10 protein-coding genes are annotated in these 6163 nt (G+C 49.5%); 8 read left to right on the top strand and 2 right to left on the bottom strand.

What is annotated here, in order from left to right; translation table 11 throughout:
- Positions 1-100: 100 nt before the first annotated feature.
- Positions 101-304: a helix-turn-helix domain-containing protein gene (locus ACT8X9_RS12480; RefSeq protein WP_444269206.1), complete on the bottom strand. Its 204-nt coding sequence runs from the start codon at positions 302-304 to the stop codon at positions 101-103.
- Positions 305-323: 19 nt separating this feature from the next.
- A complete protein-coding gene (locus ACT8X9_RS12475; RefSeq protein ID WP_444269205.1) occupies positions 324-1151 on the bottom strand; it encodes an XRE family transcriptional regulator in 828 nt (275 codons plus the stop codon).
- Between the two features lie 208 nt (positions 1152-1359).
- Between ACT8X9_RS12475 and ACT8X9_RS12470 the strand changes: the two genes are divergently transcribed.
- The 8 genes from ACT8X9_RS12470 to ACT8X9_RS12435 all read left to right on the top strand — a co-directional run bounded on the left by ACT8X9_RS12470 (position 1360) and on the right by ACT8X9_RS12435 (position 6092).
- Positions 1360-1557: a hypothetical protein gene (locus ACT8X9_RS12470; RefSeq protein WP_005928340.1), complete on the top strand. Its 198-nt coding sequence runs from the start codon at positions 1360-1362 to the stop codon at positions 1555-1557.
- Between the two features lie 43 nt (positions 1558-1600).
- Complete coding sequence (locus ACT8X9_RS12465) at positions 1601-1882, top strand: hypothetical protein (protein WP_055189751.1); 282 nt, start codon at positions 1601-1603, stop codon at positions 1880-1882.
- Positions 1882-2589, top strand: coding sequence for an ImmA/IrrE family metallo-endopeptidase (locus ACT8X9_RS12460; RefSeq protein WP_444269204.1), 708 nt, complete (start codon positions 1882-1884; stop codon positions 2587-2589). Before ACT8X9_RS12465 ends, ACT8X9_RS12460 begins: the two co-directional genes overlap by 1 nt.
- A gap of 534 nt (positions 2590-3123) precedes the next feature.
- A complete protein-coding gene (locus ACT8X9_RS12455; protein WP_444269203.1) occupies positions 3124-3597 on the top strand; it encodes a sigma-70 family RNA polymerase sigma factor in 474 nt (157 codons plus the stop codon).
- Between the two features lie 404 nt (positions 3598-4001).
- Positions 4002-4229: a hypothetical protein gene (locus ACT8X9_RS12450; RefSeq protein ID WP_444269202.1), complete on the top strand. Its 228-nt coding sequence runs from the start codon at positions 4002-4004 to the stop codon at positions 4227-4229.
- A gap of 86 nt (positions 4230-4315) precedes the next feature.
- On the top strand, positions 4316-4825 hold the full coding sequence (locus tag ACT8X9_RS12445; protein ID WP_444269201.1) for a type II toxin-antitoxin system PemK/MazF family toxin: 510 nt from the start codon (positions 4316-4318) through the stop codon (positions 4823-4825).
- Positions 4816-5625: a DUF6551 family protein gene (locus ACT8X9_RS12440; protein WP_444269200.1), complete on the top strand. Its 810-nt coding sequence runs from the start codon at positions 4816-4818 to the stop codon at positions 5623-5625. Before ACT8X9_RS12445 ends, ACT8X9_RS12440 begins: the two co-directional genes overlap by 10 nt.
- Before the next feature lie 113 nt (positions 5626-5738).
- Positions 5739-6092: a helix-turn-helix domain-containing protein gene (locus tag ACT8X9_RS12435; protein ID WP_444269199.1), complete on the top strand. Its 354-nt coding sequence runs from the start codon at positions 5739-5741 to the stop codon at positions 6090-6092.
- Positions 6093-6163 lie beyond the last annotated feature (71 nt).

The raw sequence follows: 6163 nt of genomic DNA, 5'->3' as shown, positions 1-6163 counted from the left end.
TTTATCTGGAGATTACCAAAGAATAAATAGAAGCAGTATTAAAGCCGTTCACCACGCAGATTTTCCAGCGTGGCGAACGGCTTTTTTGCTGCCCCTATATTTACAGGTAGGAGGAATCGAAGAAGTCTTTTAATGTAATTCCTAAACCCCGACAAATTCTTTCAATCGTCTCTACGCTTAACTGCCCTCCCCGACGGGCGGTGGTTTGAATCGTGGAGTACGATATTCCGCATTTCTTTGCCAATACACATAGATTCATATCACGCACTTGCATCAAATCCTGAACACGCTTGATCGTATCCACAAAAACTCCTCCCATCTTTTTAGTTCAAAACTTTTCCAACAACCTCGAATCTTTGCTCTGGAGATATAAGGATCGGCGAATATTTGGTGTTAAGAGAGACCAAAACCGGTTGATTGTGCACCACGCCATAGCTGTCGGTAAGGAATTCCGCTTGGGTTTTATCCGGGGTATGTTCATCGTATTTTTTCAGATATCCACAGTCATCATATACGAATATCCCGATATCCCCGCATTCAAGTTCTTCGCAACGCTTCACCCATACGATTTGTCCGTCATGATAACGCGGCTCCATACTATCACCACTAACATATATTCCAAACTCAGCCCCTGCTGGAACGCTACTAGCAGGCACCTGTATCTGCTGGAACATTTCACCTTCAAGAAAAGCTCCTAGACCTGCCGATACTGGCAACTCTGATACAGGCATCATTATGTAGTCGATTTCCGCAGGCTCTTCTGCGTCTGGCTGGTAGCGCCGGGATGCAATCAAGTCCATTTCGTACTCAGCGACTTTTTTTTGCCCGATGTCATTTAGAAGGGCGGGTTTCTGAAAGTTCTTTGTAAAGTAGGAAGGACCCTCCTTGATGTTCAATGCGTAGCAGATTGCAACTAGTTGATAGATGCTAGGAGTAGTATAGCCTTTTTCCCATTTGCTGATTCCTTTATCACTGACATCGACGCCATAGTGACGGAGAAGTTCAGAGAAAGCTACAAGTGAATAGCCATTCCTTTTTCGTGTGCCTGCGAGAATCTGACCAACCTCATTGCTATCCCTCGCAGCGACTGCATCATAGCGCACTGTGGATGGGGCTATGTGTATTTTGGTGAGCGTGGTTTTCTTTTTCATAACAAGAACACTCCTTTGTGATCCGGTAGCTCTATTATAGTATAGAAAATACAGGAAATCAGCAAGAAATCTCTAAAATAGCGACAAATGCGTAATTAACATCTCCATAAAGTAGGTATATAATCGAATCAAATCCACGAATAACAGCTTTTTGGTGTTGATTCTGGACCGAAATCGTATTTGTTCGGTGTTTTTAAGAGGTGATATTATGAGAAAAGAAAACGTAAGATGCCCGATGTGCGGAACCATGAACTATGATGTAGATCTTGATGCAACCGACGGCTGGACAAAATGCCGTCTGTGCAAAGCAGTAACCTGCTCTATGGATGAGTGGAAAAAGCATACAGTGTCCGTTCCTCTGTTAAACGAAAAACAGCTCGTGGCACGCAGTATGATTCGCAAGTAATGCACGCTGCATTCTGATAAATCTGCAAAAAGGAGGAATTCTGATGTGTGGTGATTACAACCTTCGCCGTGAGAAAAGATACGTCGAAGTGGATGTTCGTTTTACTCCTGACGGTAAGATTCGTCCTCTTGCCATAAACTATGACAAGACTCGCACTTATGGAATTGACCGTGTTTTGGCAGTCAGGCATGGCACATCGCGCCTTGGCGGAAAAGGTCACTGCTTCACCTGTCTAATCTGCGGGCAGAAGCGAAATCTTTGGCTTGAGCAGGGCAAGTGGTTCGTGGAAGCCTACTGCTCCGTGCCGGAAAGCCGTGCTTCGTAATGGCAAGGTACTTATCCCGCGCAGACCTTTCGCGCATAGCGGGCAAGTATATCGACCAGTACTATACCCGCTTCGGGATCAGCAAAGATGCCCCGGAACCCATTGACCCTGAACGGCTTGCAAGCGCTGTTCTTGGGCTGAATGTGAAAATGCTGCCGCTATGTAGCGATGGCAGCGTCCTCGGACTGACCGTTTTTCAAAGATGCGGTTTTACCGTAACTTTAGGGGATGGTACAAAGCTTGTAGAGATATTCATGCCGAAGGACGTTGTGATCGATTCTGCCCTTGCGGCAGACAGCTGCACCGGATGCCGGAATTTCACGATAGCGCATGAAGTGGCACATCAGATTTTTGCTGACCTGTTCCCGAACGACTATGGAAAAGCAGTCAATTGCCGTGGGCACATTGCCTATCGGGAACGAAACGGACAACCCTCATGGGAAGAATGGCAGGCAAACACCCTTGCAGCAGAGCTGCTGATGCCGACATTTCTGGTCAACGCCGAAATAGAACGGGCAGCGCTGTGCCTGCCGAATGGAATCCTATACAAATCCGCATCTGACCCGAACTATAAAAAAATTCTGGAGATGGCTGTGCGGATGGGAGTATCGTGGTCTGCTATCAGGATCAGACTACAGCAGATGCAGGTCATAAAAGGCAAACCCATCCACTGCCATCCATTGGACATCATCCGATTTGGAGAATAAACATGATTCAATCAAATAATCGTCCTTTTAAAAATAAACCGCTGAGCAATATACAGCAGGCACAATTCAGCATCGGCTGGAGGTTTTGCCCCGTTTGCGGACACAAGCTCTACCAAAAAGATGAGAGCTGTTCAGGCACTATCCGCATAAAGTGCCTCAAGTGCGGCAACGTAGCAACGGTTGATTTAGCCTACCGCAGGCGCTGACTTTTTTAGACAAAACACAATTTCAAAAATCGGGTGCATTGCACCCTGAATATGGACTGTTCGTCACCGAGCAACGGGCCATTGCCGCAAGGCAATGTATGAAACGTGCACCAAATAGCCGGGCAACAGCTGATAGAGTGATTCTGCTTTAGAACCGCTCTGTTAGTTGGTTGTCCGGCTATTTTTTTAGCCTTCAGGTAGCCTGCTCCCGTAAAAAGGAGCAGGCTTTATGTTTGTCCGTTTTTCGTGGATGCCCCAAGCGGCGAAATATCCGTAGCCTTCCAAATTTTCGATTTTTCACGATTTATCGAAAATTTTTAGGTTTAACATGGGCTTTAACTACGGTTTGGAAAAGAAGAATTTTGATAGCCAGTGGGCTGTGACCCGTAAGCAGTATGAGGATGCTGGCATGAGCAGGGAAGCGATTCAGGCAATGTACGATTACGACTGGTCTGTTTTTAATGCTACTCGCGCTTACCAGAACCATACGCAGGAAATTGCAGCGCCGTCCTTTGAACAGAGCGAAGAATCCTACTCGCCCTTGATGGACAAGTATCAGAAAGCTATTTCCGTTACGGATCACTACTGCGAAACCAAGAGCTGCTTCACATGGATCGGCGAAATTGAGAACGAGCGGCTGCTGGCTGCTCTCGAAAATTTATCGGAACTCGACCTCAAAATTCTTACGCTCTATGTCTATGCTGGGTACACCGAGTCCGAGATTGCAATGACCTTGGAATCCAAAAGGATTACGATTCATAAGCGAATCGAACGAATGACTATGTTTTTGAAGAACTTTTGAACCATTTTCTTTTTCAGGTAACAATTTGGCCTTTTTCGATGCCTACCAAGTGAAGGGACAATTTTCCAAGCGGCACTCGCCGCAGGGAAAAACGTCCGACCTCATGAACCTTGAAAACTGAATAGTTCCGTCATCTGGTACTCCGATAATGATACTTCCGTAATTCGCGGCCCGGTCACAAAGCAGACGGGGTGGCTGAAATGCCAATGAAGCGGTACAAGTCCGCTGCCAGATGTTTATGCCCCACTCGTAGGGGGCCGAGGGCGAATATGCGAGACCTTTAATCATATTGATCCGGGAACTGCCGGGTACGTTTTTGCGCATCCGGCAGTTTCCGTTTTTTACGTATCCCAATTTATTCTTTATCCGAATATCCACTTTGATACACATAGGAGGACACTTTTATGGATGAGTTGAACCCCACGGTGCGCGAGCAGGAGATCTACGAGGAGATGGAGCTGACCCCTGAGATGATCAGGTCCATCCGCACCCTCTGCGGTACCTGTCTGCGGCACTTTGTGGATGCAAAGGCATTCAAGATCGCACTTGTACCTAGCGCAGACCGGAGCATGGACACCTGCACCGTCTGCCAGATGCGGCGCGGCTACGATTATGTGGTCATGCACCGCTGATCCAACCATACCACCATACCGTGAACGAAGCCCGCTGCGGAACATCCGGCAGCGGGCTTTGCACATAACAACATGGAGGTACAATTTTGCAGCAAAACTGGAAATTCCAACGCGGAGACATCTTCTTCACCCATTTTGGGGCGAGCACCGGCTCGGAACAGTGCGGTGACCGTCCGGCGGTCATTCTTCAGAATGACGTGGGCAACTATCACTCGCCGACCCTGATCGTTGCGACCATGACAAGCAAGGCGGAAAAGAAAGTAAATCAGCCGCCCCACTGCCTGTTGGAAAACGCAGGGTTGAATATGCCGTCCGTTGTGCAGGCAGAGCAGATCTTCACCATCGATAAGAGCCGGGCACTGAAGTATCTGGGACATCTGACCCCGGAGGAAATGCGCCGGGTGGATGATGCAGTACGCATCAGCCTTGCGCTGAACCCTATGGGCAGCATCCAGCAGATAGAGCCTATCCGACGCTCTACGGCGGTCTACGCACCGCCTGAGGTGGTGGATGGCAAACCGCCTGTCTACCCCTATACGCCCATCCGGTCGTCCTTTGAGAACTCCGGAAGCATTGAGGAAATGCGATGCGCCTGAACGAAAACAATACTTTCATTGGTATCAACCCGCCGTACCAGCTTTCGGTCATCCACAGCAGCAAGCTGATCTATCCCCGCGAACTCTACCAGCGGGGCGTGGAACGCAAGCGGGTGGAACTGATCGCCAGAGACTTCAACGAGTACATCGTTAACGAGCCGAAGGTCAGCTTCCGCAACGGCAGGTACTATGTGATGGACGGGCAGCATACTATCGAGGGCTGCATCCTCCTCAACGGCGGCGAGGACCGCCCGATCCTCTGCAAGGTCTACACCGGTCTGACGATGGAGCAGGAGGCCCTGCTCTTTGCGGAGCAGAACGGTCACGCCGCACCCCTGTCGGCGGGCATCAAGCTGCGCGCCAAGGTGGTGGGCGGCGATGCGCCTTCCAAGGCGTTTGTCGCAGCCACCAACCGGGTGGGGCTGTCCCTCAACTACGACAGTATGCAGCTGAGCGACTACCGTATCAGCTGCGTGGGCACGGCGCTGAAGCTGTACGACCAGCTGGGTGAGGAAATTTACTGCGAAGCTCTGCGGCACATCGTGGCGGCGTGGGAGGGCAGACCGGATTCCTTCCGGGCGGCTGTCCTGCGGGGCGTGATGTACTTTGTGCAGCTGTATCATGGGCAGTACAGCGCGGAGCGGCTTGTCCGTGCGCTGAGCGGCGTCCATCCCATGGAGCTCTACCGTATCAGCCGGGATAACCCCGCCAAGCTTCCGGGCTGGCGGCGGTACATTTACCCCATCTACACCACCTACAACGGCAAGTGCAGGAAAGACGCACTGCCGATGAAGTTCTAAACGCAAACGTCTCCTTTGGCAAGGGCGATGGTACCCGGAAAAAGCCATCGTCCTTTACATATAGTATTTTCTTTTGAACAATTTACATATTGAACTGGAAGGAGAGGACAGGAATGAGCGAGATCGCAGCCTGCACTTTGATTCAGGAAGAGCCCGACCGCAAGACGGAGCAGTACATGATGATGTTCAAGGATTACCCGGATGTGGTATCCGTAGACATTCTTCAGGAAATGCTTGGCATCTGCCGGAAGAATGCGTATCTGCTGGTCAAGCAGAATAAGATCCACTCGGCGCGTGTAGGACGCAGTTATAAGATACCAAAACTCTGCGTGGTAGAGTACCTGATCGATCAGAATCGGCAACTTGGAGGGATGCGCCTTTCAAACTCTCTTGCGCCATCCTTGCAAAACACTTCAGAGTCTTCTAAACTTATGATGCCTAAGCAAAAGGCGTTTAGCTACAAATAGAAAGGAGCCTATTTATGATAAATGTAGCTGGACACTTGAGAGAGCAAAACGGCACTTACCTCTTATACACA

Source organism: Faecalibacterium sp. (genome assembly GCF_052358865.1).
Lineage (GTDB): Bacteria > Bacillota > Clostridia > Oscillospirales > Ruminococcaceae > Faecalibacterium > Faecalibacterium butyricigenerans.
This window is presented reverse-complemented; position numbering and strand designations above follow the sequence as displayed.